Raw genomic sequence first — 13520 nt, forward strand, 5'->3', positions numbered from 1 at the left:
TTTTGTCGAAAAGTTCTTCTGAAAAAAACAATAAAATAGGTGGAACTTTCTAAAGATTCTGTTATATAATAGCAGTAACTTAAATAAACTGTATTAAAACAGATTGAGAGGAGAAATAAAATTGATGAAAAGAGAAGAACGCAAAAACATGATTGAGTTTATTGAAAAGAAAAAAGGGATTGAGCGTGATGAATTATTGTTTATGACAGACGATGAAGTAGAACATATTTATAATGTAACGTACTTTTTGTATGAAGAAATTGCAGAGTAGTATAATAATCCCCACCTTATTAGCAATATAAGGTGGGGATTATTTCGTTATTTGCGGGGCGGTAAAATCCCACTGATTAAAGTTTCACTTTATACGTGAGAATGGTTTTCATGTATAATAATGTAAGATTGGAGGAATTTTACTATGAGTTCGTGGCTCTTATTCGCACTATTATCAGCAATCGCTGCTGCCCTTGTATCTATTTTCGGAAAGATTGGTTTAGATGGAATCGATGCCAATGTTGCAACAACGGTTCGTTCTATTATTATGGCATTATTTATGGTGGGCGTTATTATTATCCAAGGTAAATTTCAAAATATCGGCGACGTACTGCTAAATAAAAAAGCACTGCTCTTTATCACATTAAGTGGGGTTGCAGGTGCTTCGTCATGGCTATTTTATTTTCTTGCCCTCAAAACAGGGAAAGTCTCACAAGTGGCTCCTATCGATAAATTAAGCGTCGTATTTTCTATCATCCTCGCGATGATTATACTCGGTGAAAAGTTAAACTTTATGACTGGCGTTGGTGTAGTCTTTATTACAGCTGGTGTATTATTTATTGCTTTCAGCTAAAAAAACCGCTAATAGCGGTTTTTCTTTTTCTTTATATAAAACCATACAATACATGTAACAACTACTGAAATGAATAAAATCCATACTCCGTAATGATGTAGGCTATACTCAACGAAACGCCACTTCTCTCCTAACTTCCAGCCAAGTCCAATAAAAACACTTATCCAAATAAGCGCACCACCGTAAGCGTACAAACAAAAACGCCAAAGTGTTAAATTCGACATCCCAGCAAAATATGCTGTTAAATGACGTACTCCCGGGATAAAGTAACCAATCATTAAAAGAAATGGTCCATATTTTTCAAATAAAATATGTGTTTTTTCAATGTGATGTTCTTTAATTCTAATCTTCGGCCCATATTTTTTTAAAACAGGGAGCCCAAGTTTTAAACCTAATATGTAGCTTAATGTAATACCTAACATCGCACCAGCCATCCCGCTTAAAAAAGCAGCAGTTCCTGACATAACTCCTTTAGAAACGTTATAACCAACGAAGGTCAATAAAAACTCGTCTGGTATCGGTAATCCAACAATTCCACCGGCCAACGCTATAATAATTCCAAAATACCCATAATGCGCGATTAACTCGCCAATATGTTGTTCCATTCGGAAAACACATCCTATGCACGATCGTTATTCCACATTGTGCCCTTTCTATCTTTCAGACAAACATGGTATACATATTCACTATACATTGTTTTTATAATGAACTCTACTTCTATCCATTCCTTTAGCAGGAAGAAAGCGAACCATTAATCAGTGGTGATTTGCTCATCCTCACTAATTTTTAGCACACACCAATTGTGCGCCCGACTCCCGCCTACTTCCCTTGTATTCACCAATTTTTGCAGCGCTAGTCTTACTACCCGCAAATAGCCGGATTAAAAAATAAAAATTCATATGCTTGTTTTTTTGTTACAATAAAGGAAAGTTACTTTTCGCAACGGTTTAACTCTCAGGAAAAATGATATATCTAGCAAAAACATAGTTTGGTCGATATAATGCAACTTCTACCTATTAAAAGAACATACACCCTTTACATACAACATCATTTTTCTAAATTATACAGGGGGAACGAACATGACCATTGAAAATCAATTTATCCAAAAGGTTTACTATAAAACATTTTTAACAGAAGAAACTTCTACTCCAGTATCAGAAGTACTCGGTGAAACATATATAAATGAATCTACAAATGAATTCTCCAACATTTCTAATATCCGCTTTGCTCAAGGTGAATTTTATTACCAAAATAAAGACTTTGAAGCAGCGATATTTAAATGGGAGAAAGTAAATAACGAACTTGCACTTTGGGCAACCAAAAATATTGCGGATTCTTATTTTGAACTAGGATTCTTGCCAAAAGCAGAAGAGATTTATCAATCTATTCAAACGGAAGATACAACTCTTACAATGGAAGTTTCCTTACAACTTCTTTCTCTTTACATCGAACAAGATCGTTTAGGTCTAGCATTTAAGACGATTAGTGAGGCTGTTGCATTTCAACCTGACTATCCTAATATCACTGCAATTGCTCGCTCATTCTATGAAAAACAAGAAGATTGGAATAATGCTATCGAACTTGCCGTTCAAGAAGGAATTCGAACAAAATCGTTACACTGGTTCGATACTTTAATCAATTATGTGAATCAAGGATTCACGAAACAAATCAAACCAGAATATTTCTATGAATCTTTAAAAGCTTTATATGCAATTGATCAAGTCCAATTTAAAGAACTTGTTATTGCGCTTTGGAACAGCTATCAAAATGAAAACTTGCATCTACCTTGGATTCAAACAATAAATCATTTATTCTTACATATTGAAACAGACAACAATGACGATTGGCATGAAATTGTTGAACGCTATCAAGATACGTACTTTGAGTTAATTACTGGTGAGCATTTCATGCATGAAATGCAGGGACTTGTACCAGATTTATTAACAAATTGGTTTAGTTTAACGAAAGCAAAAGATGCCCTATTTGTCTCTGCTGCAGTGTTAGCATGGAATGAAGTTTCACCTACAACTTTAGAGTCATTACTCGTAAAAAGTGCTGGAGCCCTACTTTCTAATTCAACAGCTGAAACAGATGTAAATATGGAAACAGTTTCTCATTTATTCGAAACAATTGCTGTATGGGCTGAAAAAAACGATGTGGATTTAAGTCATCAATTTACGTTACTCGTTCATGAACTATGTGATTTAAATGTTACACAATTACTAATAGCGGGAACTACTGACCAGGATAAATCATCATTCATCAATTCAATACTAGGAGAGAACATCTTAACTGAGACTGTAACAACTCCTATTCTATTTAAAGATGATAGCCAAACTGAAATAACAGAATTCACTGCGTTAGATGTACACAATATACCTAGCTTTGATGAATTCCATCAAAGAATGGCTACACCTTCCGAATCAGAACTTGAGAAAAAATGTATAGAAATTAAGTTACCAAGTAGATTTTTAAGAAAAAATAAATTTGCATTTCTTGTTACGCCACCTGTTCAAGGGCAAGTGGATAAAAACAGCTCATATTTTGAATACTTACAAGCAGCAGATAGCCTTATTTACGTATTAAATTCTGCTTCACCATTACATGGTGAAGAACTTGATACATTACTTTATTTACGTGAACAAGTGCCAAATTTACAAATTCATTTCGTATTACACACAAATAATACGACCAATAATGAAAAACTAATGAGTAAGATTAAAGTCCATTTCCCAAATGCACAGTTCTTCCCATACTCTCCTTCACAAGAGAGTAGCCAGCAACTTGGAGACGTGACAGAGTCTATTCTTTCTAATCTAGCAGAACGTAACATGGAACAAGAACGTATAGAAAAACTAATATGGTTTACTCAAAAGACAATCGCATACCTTGTAAATGAACGTGTGGAATTAGAAAATACATTAGTGAAATCCGTACGCTGGAATAAACATATCTCAGTTAAATTAAATGGATTTATTAACAACCTTACTGCTCTTGAAAAAGATAAAATTCGTTCTATTACAGAATCTTATCTTTTAACGAAAGAAGAAATTACACGAGATATCCATTCTCAAATTCCTGAATTATTACAGAGTTGTTCTGACCTTGTTCAAGAAGATAGCGACTTCAAATTAGTTCATGAAGAATTAAATGCTGCGATGAACGAACGAGTTCAAAAACATGTACAACAAGTGCTTCTTCCTAAATTTACTGGTTCTATTCAGGAGTGGATTGAAACAGCTCATAATGAATTTATTCAAGCTCAATCTTATTTAGATGAAATGAGTGAAACGTTTAATAAATTATATAAAGAAGAACGCATGAAACTTCCTTGTGATTTCAAATTACTAGATGATTGGCATCGAGATGTTGTACGCATGACAAATAGAATTACAGTAACGAACATCAATATTTTATTACGCTTTACACCGACACAATTTTTCTTAAAAAGTGCGGGAAAATTATTTGGTAACATGCAAAAAAATCAGTCTATGCTCGCAAACAAATATAAACAATACATTGAAACGGAAGACTATACGGAAATTGCTCAAACAATCTCAAAACAATTCTTCCTTCAATTTGAAGTATTTGAAGGCGCATTAGAACGAGATATCATGATGTTCTTTAAAGATCCACTTAGCATATTGAAACAAAATGTAGAAGCAGCTCAACTTGAAATACAGGAAGACGAGCAAACATTAGCAACATTAAGAAGCAACCCAGAAACTTATCACGATCCGTTAGCATTCTTTAAACTGCAACTATTGCAGCACAAATTCGTTTTAAGTACAAACAAAAACAATGAAGACGTCTATGAATTTAATGAGTCTCCTACGATTTAACATAAAAAACCAAGCAAATTTCAGTTTGCTTGGTTTTTTACTTTAATTCATTATTTTCATATGTTCAATTGGATAATAAATTGCCGCTAATTCTCCTAATACATCTTCTCTATCAATAAGTCCCAAACCATTTCTACTATCTCTGCTTATTAGGCGATTATCTCCCATAACAAAAATCTTATTTTTAGGAACTGTAATCGGTCCAAAGTCCTCTGTTAAATTCATAAGTTTTTTTTCAGCTTGTTTTTTATTACTATACAAATACGCTTCCTGTGTCACTTCATGATTCACATATAATTGATCATTTCTCACCTCGATTACATCGCCAGGCAAACCAATAACCCTTTTCACATAAAAATTATCCGTCTTCACAACAATAATATCTTCTCTCCCATAACTTTCAAACTGCTTTGCTAACTTATTAACAATCAGCTTATCCCCATCTTGTAACGTCGGATTCATGGACGCTCCTTTTACAGTCGTAGGAAAAAACACAAAAATTTTCGCTAAAAACACTAACAAACATGCAATTGCAATTGTTCCAAAGAATTCACGCAAACGTTTTTTCTTTTGCATCATTCCACCATCTCATCATCTTTTTACTTTTATTATAAGGACTTCAACTGTATAATTTCCATAAAATTCTGAATTATAAAATTGTAATATTACAAACTTAAAAATAACATCCTCATAAATTTATTATTTTTATATACCATAATCTATATTTATCTCACTATTTGCGAGCAGTAAAAAAGATACTCTCAAAATAGTCTATCCACTATTTTGAGAGTATCTTTTTATATTCCCACATATACAATACACATTTGAGCCGCTACATATGTAAACCAAATCCAAAGTGGTTCATACTTTAATTTGCGTCCTCCAATATCTGTCACACCTATAATAAAATCAGAAATCACAAATAGTAAACCACCAAAAGCCGGTATCCACCATATTCCTATATTCTCATAGTATAGGGCGAATGCAAAGCAAGCCATTCCTCCAACCCACAATCCGTAAATTAGAGCTCCTATCGTAAACAATTTATCTTGTTTATCATTTCGTATAAAAAAGAACCATCCTATAATTAGAAAGAGTCCGTATACGAGTAAACCAATCCAAAAACCATTCCATGAGATGCCTGTTTGCAAAAATGCTTTTACATAAAAACAATGCGCAAGGGCAAAAGTAATCATACCTCCAATTAATCGATGACCAATTGGAATCAAACCTGCCATAAATAAATCTCCTACAGTTGATAACGTCATACCTAGTGCAACCCACGTACTATACTCTACTGATGGGTCTTGTAACCATATCCAAATTGCACTTGCTGTTAAAGAAAAACTAAGAATAAGACGCACCGCTAAAGGTAAAGGCATATTATTTCTTGTTTTTTTGGTCTGTCCTATTGCGTACATTGCACCAATTAAAAAAAGAATGATTTGTCCAATTAACACCATGTAAAGTAAATTCATAACATGTTCTCCTCAATAAATGCTTTTTGTATCTTTTTTCGTTACACCTAGTCTATTATCCTTTTTCTATATAAAAAAAGAAGAACAGTACTGTTCTTCCATTGTAATCGTTTTCCTGTTATCTATGCTACTTGTTTTTCGTTCGCCCTTTTCTGCTTAGCTGTCGTCCGATTCACCACGATAATTCCCGCGGCTACACATGCCAAACCGAATAATACAAATGAATGAATTGCTTCCCCTAAAATCATGCTCGATAATAACACACCAAATACGGGTATAAAGAACATGTACATTGATACTTTTCCAACCTTGTTATACTTCATAATTGTATTCCAAATGCAAAAGCCTGCTGCGGATAAGAAAGATAAATAGATAAGCATAAGTATTGCATGTACACTAAATGTAAATGGCATGGCTCCAACTTGCAAAGCCCCTATACATAATAGCCCGATAGAACCAAAAATCATTTGGTATGCTGTCATATAGCCAACATCTAATGTTTTGCTACCTTCTTTCGCCAATATGTTTCCATATGAATACAACATTGCTGCACTAAGAAGTAATAAGCTACCGATTCCGAAATGGAATGACAAACTACCATCACTCGGTACATTTACTAAAATGACACCACAAAAGCCGATAGAGACCCCAATTATTTTTCTCATATTGAGAGCGTCATCTTTATATAAAAAGTGAGCGAGTAAAATTTGAAAGAATGATGATGTTCCTGAAATGATAGCTCCTTCAATGCCAGAACTATAACTCATTCCAATATAAAAACATATATATTGAAGAAATGTTTGAAATAAACCAATTTGTACTAACTGCTTCCCCGTTCCTTTTTTGAAGCTCATATCTTTTCCTAACACTTTAAAGAAGAATAAGAGCATGACTCCAGATAAAAAGAAACGATAACCAGCAAATAATATTTGCTCTCCAACTTCTTGTGGCTGAATTCCAAGCTCAGCATAACTTAATTTAATAAAAGGGAATGCGCTCCCCCACAAAAAAGTCGCTACTATTGCAGCAATTAGTACGCCAATCGGATGGGTAAAAAATTTCTCTGTCTTCACTTGTTGTCTTCCTTTCCGATCTTTTTATGAACAATATTCATATATACCAAAGGAAGTGTGAAAACACAAGTTTTCAGTTTATACGCAAACAAAACATATCATCTAACGAAAACATATGATATACTATAGAATAATTACAACATAATAACTATTAAAATCAGATTCAACAGAAATGCTGCTATCCATTATGGATGGCAGCTTTCGTCGTTTTATAGGGCTTTCGATTTTGATTCTTTTTCTCAATAAGAATTTGGAAGGAGCGAGTAGTAATGAACTCAGAGGTAAAAACATTACAAGTACAAAAGTCTATTTCTCATCCCTCTTTATGGGATACATTAAAGAAACATCATGAACTTATATTTGCAATCGCATCTGGTATTTTCATTTTAGCTGGTTGGTTATTCACAAAGAACGATGCAATGAATGTAGGTATTACTTGCTATATCCTTGCTTATATAGTTGGTGGATATGCAAAAGCGAAAGAAGGTATTGAAGATACCATTGAAGAGAAAGAGCTAAATGTCGAAATGCTCATGCTCTTTGCTGCTATCGGTGCTGCAATCATTGGCTACTGGGCAGAAGGTGCAATTTTAATCTTTATCTTCGCACTAAGCGGTGCGATGGAATCTTATACATTAAGTAAAAGTCAAAAAGAAATTTCAGCGCTTCTTGATTTACAACCTGAAGAAGCATTACGTATTTCAAATGGAACGGAAGAACGTGTTCCTGTTGGACGATTACAAATTAACGACATTATTTTAATTAAGCCAGGTGAGCGCGTTCCTGCTGACGGTACGATTCATAACGGTGAAACAAATATCGATGAAGCAGCAATTACTGGAGAACCTATTCCAAATGAAAAAAAACATGGCGATGAAGTATTTGCCGGTACTGTAAATTTACGCGGTGCTATCGAAGTTAAAATTACGAAGCCGAGCGATCAAACATTATTCCAAAAGATTATCCGTCTCGTCCAAAGTGCACAAAGTGAAAAATCACCATCACAACTATTCATCGAAAAATTTGAAGGAACATATGTAAAAGGGGTACTACTCGTTGTTGCGCTTATGATGTTCGTCCCTCATTTCTTACTTGACTGGAGCTGGAATGAAACATTTTATCGCGCTATGATCTTACTTGTAGTCGCATCTCCTTGTGCACTCGTTGCTGCTATTACACCAGCAACGTTATCTGCAATTTCTAACGGAGCAAGAAATGGAATTCTCTTTAAAGGTGGCATACATTTAGAACGCCTAGCTTCAGTAAAAGCGATAGCCTTTGATAAAACCGGAACATTAACAGAAGGTAAACCTACCGTAACAGATGTATATGTTCGAGAAAATATAACAGAAAAAGAAGTACTTTCTATTACAGCAGCAATTGAAAGTCACTCTACACATCCTTTAGCTGAATCTATCGTTAAATATGCACAACATGCGTATGACATTACATTAAAAAAACCAGAAAATGTTGAAGATGTAACTGGTTTTGGGCTAAAAGGAATATTCGAAAACAAAGCTTATAAAATAGGTAAAGCTGATTTTATTGGTGAAGAAACAAAGACATTTCATAATGGTATTTCTGTCTCACTTGAAAAAGAAGGTAAAACTGTCGTTTATATTAGTGATGAGAGAGGCATTCTTGGACTTATCGCTTTAAAAGATACGCTTCGCCAAGAAACAATAGCTGCTATTCGCGAATTACAAAGCATCGGTGTCGAAGCAATTATGATTACTGGAGATAATGAAGAAACAGCAAAAGCAATTGCCTCCGAAAGTAATATAAAGGAATATTACGCATCATGCTTACCAGAAACAAAAGTTGAAACAATTAAAAAGCTAAAAGAAAAATACGGGACGGTAGCAATGGTCGGCGATGGTATAAATGATGCTCCTGCACTCGCTACTGCTAGCATTGGTGTGGCAATGGGTGAAGGAACAGACGTTGCTTTAGAAACTGCAGACGTTGTACTTATGAAGAACGAATTATCTCGACTTTCCCAAGCAATCCGTTTATCAAAACGAATGAACCGCATTGTAAAGCAAAATGTAATCTTTTCACTAGCTGTAATTGCAATGCTGATTTGTTCAAATTTCATGCAATCTTTAGCTCTTCCATTCGGTGTTATTGGGCATGAGGGAAGTACGATTCTTGTCATTTTGAATGGCTTACGATTATTACAAGGAAACAAATAAAACGGGTCCCTCATAAAGGACCCGCTTTTTTTAATGGTAGCTATTATGCCCGTTCGCACTACCACTCGTTTTATGCTTTGGATGCGAACTACTCTTTTGTTTATTGTTATTTTTATTGTTGTGATTCTTTTTATTGTTACTCATGAAATATCCCCCCTGTTCCTTATTATTATGGAACAAGAAGTCACTTTTCATTACGGGAATTATTGTCACCCGTTCTATAATGATGGAGTAAACCATTAACTTCACCGCCAAGTAAAATTACCCACCCGGTTAAGTAGAACCATAACATTAAAATAATAATACCACCAAGACCACCATATGTATTGGCGTAATTTGCAAACTTATCTACATAATAAGCAAATGAGTACGATACCATAATCCATCCTACAGTAGCAAATATTGCTCCTGAAATGACTTCTCTTCTTTTTAACTTTCGATCTGGTGCAAACGTATATAAAAAACTAAACAATGCAAATAACACGAAGAAACTCGCTACTAACCGCGTAATACTCCACACGTAAGAAAAACTATCCGATAAACCAATTGCTTTAAACACCGCTGCTCCAATGACTTGTCCAAACACTGGAACAATTAGCGCAAACACAATCATAAAAATAATTGCTAATGTAAATACGATTGATAACGCTCTTGTTTTAATAAAAGAACGCGTTTCTGTTACATCGTACGCACGGTTGAATGCATTCATAACCGCATTCACTCCGTTTGAAGCAAACCATAGCATTGATAATAAACCAAATGATAATAAACCACCATTTTGCTCATTTACAACTTTATCAACGTTTACTTCAATTAAAGACATTGCATCTTCGGGTACGTACGGTTCTAATAAATTGAGCACACTTTCTGTTTGAAGGTCAATGAATCCAAGAAGCGTAATTAAGAAAACAAGCCCAGGAAAAATCGCAAGCAAGAAGAAATAAGCGAGCTGTGCTGCCAAGCCCGCTACATCATCGCGCATCGTCCGGTCATACAAATCTTTACCAAACGAATAAGTACGATTTCTTCTCACCTTTTCTAAAATTTTTCTCATATATGTTTAAACGCTTTTCTTCTCTTCTTTATCTTGCTTCAACTCAATGTACGCTTCAGTTTTTTTTTCCTCTACATTTGAGTCTTTTATAAACAATTCACGCGCTTCTTTCATACCACCATCTTCAGCAACTACTGGCTCTTCCTCTGCTTTCAGCTCATCTACCTTTGGAGATACAGCTTGAATTTCAATCGTTTCTGGCTTCTCTGCTGGCTCAACCTTTTTCTTACTAAAAATTTCTTTCGTTTCTTTTAACGTCTCTACAACAGACGGCGTCAATTTTTTAATTTCTGCTACTTTCGCTTTTACTACATTGAAGTCAGCAAGTTCGCGTCCTTTATCTGTAACAGTTTGCACTTTTTCTTTGATTTTTGCATTTTCACCAATTTCAATCATCTTTGTTTTTGCTTTTTCTGCTGTATTTTTTACTTTTTCACGGTTTTCTTTCTTTAACATAGATACAGCTACACCTGCAGCTACACCAATCGCAATGTTTCGAGCAATATTATTTTTCTTTGCCATATTCCTTCACCCTTTCATTTCTTATGTTAGAAAGTATTTCTTTCTAAGCTTCCTCATATTCCTTGTTCATTTCGAATGAAAGCTAATAGCTTTACACACCCTTCTGTTACAAGGTCATATACTTCTTGGAAATTCCCTGTATAGTAAGGGTCGGGAACGTCTGTCCAGCCACCGTCTGGAACAAAATCGGACAGCCTACCAATATAGCCTCCAGTTTTACCTAAACTTTTTAAATCTGCTATATTCTTGTTGTCCATGGCAATAATATAATCAAACTTTGTTAAGTCTTCTTTTTCTACTTGCCTTGCTTTAATTCCTTCAAAAGTGACTGCATTTTCTTGTAAAATTTTTTGTGTTCCTTTATGTGGCGGATGGCCAATATGCCAATCTCCAGTTCCTGCAGAATCAATGACAATTTTCTCTTCGAGTCCCTCTTTTACGACAAGATCTCGGAAAATCGCTTCTGCCATCGGAGAACGACAAATGTTCCCAAGACAAACAAACAATACTTGAACCATATTTTTGTTTCTTCCCTTCTTGGTGCATTTCTTAATATATACTTATAGTATAAACAACCAATTATTAATTATAAAGGAAATCCCTACTAATTTAATAGGATTGAAAAGATTCATTAACGAAAATGATAAAAAATGTTAAGATAGCTTTATGTTATTTTAAAGGGGGACACTTCGGTGGATTTATCCGTAAAGTCAGAAGAAAATGTTGAATATATGGTTGAAGCTATTAAAGAAAAATTACGTATGGTTAATGCTGGAGCGATGAGAGCTGCTAGCTTTAATGAAGAAATGTACGAAGACTTACGTGACATCTATGAGCACGTTATGAAACGTGAAACATTCAGCATTAGTGAAATGCAAGCTATTACAGAAGAATTAGGTACATTAATTAAAAAGTAAAAAGCCTCACTATGAGGGCACTGAAAAAGTCCTTATAGTTTAAAAAGCGAAAGCTTCCTCGATGAAATCGAGGAAGCTTTCGCTTTTTTCATGTATAATAATTATACTAATTCTAGGTGGTGTCTCGGATGATTTCTAATCAACAATCTCTTAACCTCAGTCCATTTATGGCGATTTACGATATCGTTGTACCAAAGGATAATATGCTTCGTCAATTTAATGAACTGGTAGACTTTTCTTTTGTTTTAGAAGAACTACAAGATAAATATTGTCTCGATAACGGTCGCAATGCAGTGCCGCCTGTTCGTATGTTTAAATATTTATTACTAAAATCTATTTTTGATTTATCAGATGTAGATGTTGTGGAACGCTCAAAATACGATATGTCCTTTAAATATTTCTTAGATATGGCACCAGAAGATATGGTCATTGACCCTAGTTCATTAACGAAGTTCCGCAAGCTTCGTCTGACAGATGTAGGGTTACTTGACATGCTCATTCAAAAAACAGTGGAAATTGCACTCGAAAAAAACTTGATTAAAAATAAATCTATTATTGTTGATGCCACACATACAAAAGCACGCTTCAATCAAAAATCGCCGAAAGAATTTGTAATGGAGAAATCCAAATTACTCCGCAAAGCTGTTTATCAAGTTGACGAAGGAATGAAGGGAAAGTTCCCACCAAAAACAATGACAGATGACTTAAGTGACGAACTTGAATATTGTCAAAAAGTAATTGAAACAGTAGAAAAAGAGGAAATCATTCGTGAATATCCAAATGTGAAAGAGAAACTGAATTATTTAAAAGAAATCGTAGAAGATCACCAAGAACACCTCCAATTTTCGCAAGATCCTGATGCGCGAATTGGACATAAAACAGCGGATTCTTCTTTCTTTGGTTATAAAACACATATTGCGATGAATGAAGAACGCATCATTACAGCTGCGGTGATTACAACGGGTGAAAAAAGCGATGGAAAATACCTTCAAACATTGATTGAAAAAAGTCGTGAAACAGGGATGGAAATTGATACAGTTATTGGAGATACTGCTTATTCTGAGAAAAATAATATTCAATATGCCAACCAAAATCAATTACAATTAGTATCGAAATTAAACCCTATTGTGACACAAGGGCCACGTAAAAAAGAAGATGAATTTGAGTTTAATAAAGATGCGGGTATGTATGTCTGTAAAGCTGGACATATGGCCGTTCGTAGAGCACGTACGGGTAAAAAGGGAACAAACAATAGTCAAAGTCATACCTACTATTTTGATATTGAAAAATGCAAAGTATGTCCATTCAAAAGTGGGTGTTACAAAGAAGGCGCTAAAAGTAAAACATATTCTGTGACAATTAAATCTACTGAACATAAGGAACAACAAGCATTTCAAGAAAGTGCATATTTTAAAGAAAAGGGGAAAGAACGTTATAAAATTGAAGCGAAAAATAGTGAACTTAAGCATAGACACGGGTATGATGTGGCATCTTCCTCGGGTCTGATTGGTATGCAAATGCAAGGTGCAATGGCTATATTCGCTGTCAATTTAAAACGAATCCTAACCTTGATAAAAGAAACAAAGTAAAAAAGA

The 13520-nt window shown here is 34.6% G+C and carries 13 protein-coding genes; 6 read left to right on the top strand and 7 right to left on the bottom strand.

Annotation, left to right across the window (positions count from 1 at the left end; genetic code table 11):
* Positions 1-124: 124 nt before the first annotated feature.
* Both ACUN0F_RS31310 and ACUN0F_RS31315 read left to right on the top strand, forming a co-directional pair.
* Positions 125-271: a BH0509 family protein gene (locus tag ACUN0F_RS31310; protein ID WP_000817786.1), complete on the top strand. Its 147-nt coding sequence runs from the start codon at positions 125-127 to the stop codon at positions 269-271.
* Between the two features lie 144 nt (positions 272-415).
* Complete coding sequence (locus tag ACUN0F_RS31315; RefSeq protein WP_000100305.1) at positions 416-844, top strand: EamA family transporter; 429 nt, start codon at positions 416-418, stop codon at positions 842-844.
* A gap of 8 nt (positions 845-852) precedes the next feature.
* Here ACUN0F_RS31315 and ACUN0F_RS31320 read toward each other — a convergent pair whose 3' ends face one another.
* Positions 853-1449, bottom strand: coding sequence for a DedA family protein (locus ACUN0F_RS31320; protein ID WP_046953695.1), 597 nt, complete (start codon positions 1447-1449; stop codon positions 853-855).
* Between the two features lie 474 nt (positions 1450-1923).
* Between ACUN0F_RS31320 and ACUN0F_RS31325 the strand changes: the two genes are divergently transcribed.
* Positions 1924-4686 (top strand): tetratricopeptide repeat protein, encoded by a 2763-nt coding sequence (locus tag ACUN0F_RS31325; protein ID WP_445540744.1) that lies wholly within the window; start codon positions 1924-1926, stop codon positions 4684-4686.
* Positions 4687-4728: 42 nt separating this feature from the next.
* On the opposite strand, the gene lepB is transcribed toward ACUN0F_RS31325, so the two are convergent.
* The 3 genes from lepB to ACUN0F_RS31340 form a co-directional block, all read right to left on the bottom strand.
* A complete protein-coding gene (lepB, locus tag ACUN0F_RS31330; RefSeq protein ID WP_002006795.1) occupies positions 4729-5265 on the bottom strand; it encodes a signal peptidase I in 537 nt (178 codons plus the stop codon).
* 218 nt (positions 5266-5483) lie between these two features.
* On the bottom strand, positions 5484-6164 hold the full coding sequence (locus tag ACUN0F_RS31335) for a lysoplasmalogenase (protein ID WP_106383488.1): 681 nt from the start codon (positions 6162-6164) through the stop codon (positions 5484-5486).
* Positions 6165-6286: 122 nt separating this feature from the next.
* Complete coding sequence (locus ACUN0F_RS31340; protein ID WP_264462697.1) at positions 6287-7237, bottom strand: DMT family transporter; 951 nt, start codon at positions 7235-7237, stop codon at positions 6287-6289.
* Between the two features lie 269 nt (positions 7238-7506).
* On the opposite strand from ACUN0F_RS31340, the gene ACUN0F_RS31345 reads away from it, so the two are divergent.
* Positions 7507-9432 (top strand): heavy metal translocating P-type ATPase, encoded by a 1926-nt coding sequence (locus ACUN0F_RS31345; RefSeq protein WP_445540745.1) that lies wholly within the window; start codon positions 7507-7509, stop codon positions 9430-9432.
* Between the two features lie 184 nt (positions 9433-9616).
* Here ACUN0F_RS31345 and ACUN0F_RS31350 read toward each other — a convergent pair whose 3' ends face one another.
* From ACUN0F_RS31350 to ACUN0F_RS31360, 3 genes are read right to left on the bottom strand one after another with little or no spacing between them, the layout of a single operon-like run.
* Entirely contained in the window at positions 9617-10486 is an 870-nt protein-coding gene (locus ACUN0F_RS31350) for a YihY/virulence factor BrkB family protein (protein ID WP_445540746.1), read from the bottom strand.
* Between the two features lie 6 nt (positions 10487-10492).
* Positions 10493-11008: a DUF4075 domain-containing protein gene (locus ACUN0F_RS31355; RefSeq protein ID WP_046958164.1), complete on the bottom strand. Its 516-nt coding sequence runs from the start codon at positions 11006-11008 to the stop codon at positions 10493-10495.
* Positions 11009-11061: 53 nt separating this feature from the next.
* The gene (locus tag ACUN0F_RS31360) at positions 11062-11526 is read right to left on the bottom strand and encodes a low molecular weight protein-tyrosine-phosphatase (RefSeq protein WP_000250906.1); all 465 of its coding nucleotides are present in this window, start codon (positions 11524-11526) and stop codon (positions 11062-11064) included.
* Positions 11527-11700: 174 nt separating this feature from the next.
* Here ACUN0F_RS31360 and ACUN0F_RS31365 point away from each other — a divergent pair, with 174 nt between their 5' ends.
* Both ACUN0F_RS31365 and ACUN0F_RS31370 read left to right on the top strand, forming a co-directional pair.
* Positions 11701-11925, top strand: a complete 225-nt coding sequence (locus tag ACUN0F_RS31365) for a DUF1128 domain-containing protein (protein WP_000366197.1) — start codon at positions 11701-11703, stop codon at positions 11923-11925.
* Positions 11926-12053: 128 nt separating this feature from the next.
* Positions 12054-13514 carry an IS1182-like element ISBcy1 family transposase gene (locus tag ACUN0F_RS31370; protein ID WP_445539017.1) on the top strand — a complete coding sequence of 487 codons (1461 nt, stop codon included), beginning with the start codon at positions 12054-12056 and terminating at the stop codon, positions 13512-13514.
* The last annotated feature ends 6 nt before the right edge of the window (positions 13515-13520 follow it).

Source organism: Bacillus sp. 1A (assembly GCF_052682215.1).